We start from the raw sequence: 2,609 nt of genomic DNA, 5'->3' as shown, positions 1-2,609 counted from the left end.
CCCTCCTGCCGGCGCCCGGCCGGACGGCGCCGGTCGCCTGGCCGCGTCCCCGCGACCCGCAGGGACACCCGCTGCCCCGCCGCGCCTCCGTCGCCGTACGCGGGGAGCACGGCGCCGCGGCCCACGTGATCCTGGAGGAGCCGCCCGAGCACCGCCCCGAGGCCCGCGGCACCGCCGCGGCACCGGAACGGCCCGAACTGATCCTGCTGTCGGCGCCCACACCGCGGCATCTGGCGGCCACCGCGCGGCTGTTCGCCGACCACGCCGAGGCCCTTCCCGCGCTCGCCGATCTCGCCGCGGAACTGCGCATCGGCCGCGCCGCCCTGCCCTGCCGCCTCGCCCTGATCGTGCGCACGACGGACGAACTCGCGGACGGGCTGAGGGAGTTCGCCGACGGGACCGCTCCCGGGCACAGCGCCGACCTGCGGGGGAGCGGCGCGGGCGGACTCCTCGACCCGGAGCTGCCCGAGACCGCGCACTACCTCGCGGCCCTGCGCCGGGGCGGCCGCCTCGCGGCGCTCGCTCGGCTCTGGCTCGCCGGGGTCGACGTGACCCGCGGCGAGGAGACCCACGGCCGCCCTGCCGTGCCCCTGCCCGGCTCCGCGATGCTGCCCGGCCCGGCGGACGCCGTGCCCGCGACCGGTGACGGCGCGGTCCGATGACCCTGACCGCGACCGAGCGGACGTACGCCGCCGCGCCCGCCGGGACCACCGCGCCCGTGAAGATCTGGCTGTGCCCCAACGAGGACCTCCCGCCGGACCTGGCGAGCGTCCTGGCGAAGAACTGGCTCGACGAGGAGGAACGGCGCACAGCGGGCCAGTTCCTCTTCGAACGCGACCGCCGGCAGTACCTCGTCGCCCACACCCTGGTCCGGCGGGCGCTGGCGCTGGAGGCCGGACTCGCCGAGGCGGAGCTGGTGATCTGGCGCTCCCCGCGCGGGCGGCCCTTCCTGCGGCCGCTGCCCGGCGGACTGCCGCGCGGCGGCGGCCACCTGGACTTCAACCTGTCGCACGCCAACGGCTACAACCTGCTCGGCATCGTGCGCCGGCACCGGGTCGGCGTGGACGTCGAACTCCTCGGCCGGGACGCGCAGGCCCTCGGCACCGTCGCGTCCACCTTCGCGGCCGAGGAGCGGGAGTGGGTCGCCCGCGCCGCGCCGGGCCGCGACCGGGACCGCCGGGTGCTGCGGCTGTGGACCCTCAAGGAGGCCTACTCCAAGGCGCGGGGCCTCGGACTCGGGCTGCCCTTCGACGAGTTCGCTTTCACCCTCGCCGACGGCAGCGGCGTGACCGGCTTCCGCCCGCCGCCCGGCGACCCCTTCGCCCGCTGGCGGTTCCTGGAACTGGAGCCGGTCCCCGACGTGCTGGTCGCGATCGCCGTTCCCGCCGACACCGGCGACGACGAGCCGGCCGCCCTCCAACTCCACCACGGCTTCCCCTGGGCCCGCGAGGCCCCGCACCACATCGACCTGCCCGAACCGCTGGGTCCTGGCGCCTCCTGACCGCGGCCCGGTCAGGGCGCGTGGACTTCGGCTAGAGGGCCGCTAGAGGAAAACGCGCCGGACGGCGGACCCCGCTAGCGTGCTGGGCGGCCCGGTTTTCGGACGCCGGAGGAACTCGGACCAGGAACTCGATGAGGGTGGAGGACGCCGTGCAGATCAAGATTCTCGGTCCGTTGAGCGCCGAGGTGGACGGCACCTCGATCGTCCCGACGGCCGGCAAGCCCCGGCAGATCCTGTCGCTCATGGCCCTGTACCCGGGCCGCGTCATGCCCGTGCCCACGCTCATGGAGGAGCTGTGGGACACCGCGCTGCCGGCGAGCGCGCTCACGACGCTCCAGACCTACATCCTGCAACTGCGCCGCAAGCTCGGCACGGCCATGGGCCCCGGCGCCCCGGCCGGCGTCCGGGACGTCCTCGCCACCCGCCACGGCGGCTACCTGCTGCAGATCGCCGAGGACTGCGTCGACGTCTACCGGTACGAGAAGCTGGCGCGCGAGGGCCAGGCCGCCTTCGCCACCGGGGACAACGAAGTGGCCGCCGCGCGCTTCCGGTCCGCACTCGACCTGTGGTCCGGCGCCCCCCTCGTGGACGTGAAGGCCGGACCGGTCCTGGACATCGAGGTCCGCAGACTGCGGGAGAGCCGGCTGGTCACCGTGGAGCGCCGCATCGACGCCGATCTGCGGCTCGGCCGGCACGCCGAACTCATCGCCGAACTGACCGACCTGACGGTGCGTCATCCGCATCACGAGGGCCTGCACTCGCAGTCCATGCTGGCCCTGTACCGCTCGGGACGGCAGGCCTCCGCCCTCGCCGCCTACCGCCGGCTCCAGCGCGCGCTGGTCGAGGAGCTCGGCGTCGAGCCGTCCCCCCAACTGCAGCGCATGCACCAGGCGATGCTCGCGGTCGACCCGCAGCTGGACGTCCTGGCAGGACCGCGCAACGGCTCGACCTTCGACCTGTTCGCGGCCTGAGCGGCCACCCGAACCCGAGCCCGAACCCGCGCCCCTGCTCCCAGGAACCACGAACCCCCGGCCCCGACGGGCCGGGGGTTCGGCGTGTCATGGCCAGTCGTCGTCGGACGTCGTGTGCCGCGGAGCCCCCCGGGAGG

2 protein-coding genes and 1 pseudogene are annotated in these 2,609 nt (G+C 75.4%); all 3 read left to right on the top strand.

Annotated features, from left to right (window positions below; translation table 11 throughout):
* A pseudogene (locus tag K377_RS41995) lies at positions 1-662 on the top strand (hypothetical protein); the annotation flags it as partial.
* The gene (locus K377_RS40905) at positions 659-1,501 is read left to right on the top strand and encodes a 4'-phosphopantetheinyl transferase superfamily protein (RefSeq protein WP_111668693.1); all 843 of its coding nucleotides are present in this window, start codon (positions 659-661) and stop codon (positions 1,499-1,501) included. The pseudogene K377_RS41995 and the gene K377_RS40905, both read left to right, overlap by 4 nt.
* A gap of 149 nt (positions 1,502-1,650) precedes the next feature.
* Positions 1,651-2,472, top strand: coding sequence for an AfsR/SARP family transcriptional regulator (locus tag K377_RS40900; RefSeq protein WP_111668694.1), 822 nt, complete (start codon positions 1,651-1,653; stop codon positions 2,470-2,472).
* The last annotated feature ends 137 nt before the right edge of the window (positions 2,473-2,609 follow it).

The organism is Streptomyces sp. PsTaAH-137 (assembly GCF_003259365.1).
In the GTDB taxonomy this organism is placed as follows: domain Bacteria; phylum Actinomycetota; class Actinomycetes; order Streptomycetales; family Streptomycetaceae; genus Streptomyces.
This window is presented reverse-complemented; position numbering and strand designations above follow the sequence as displayed.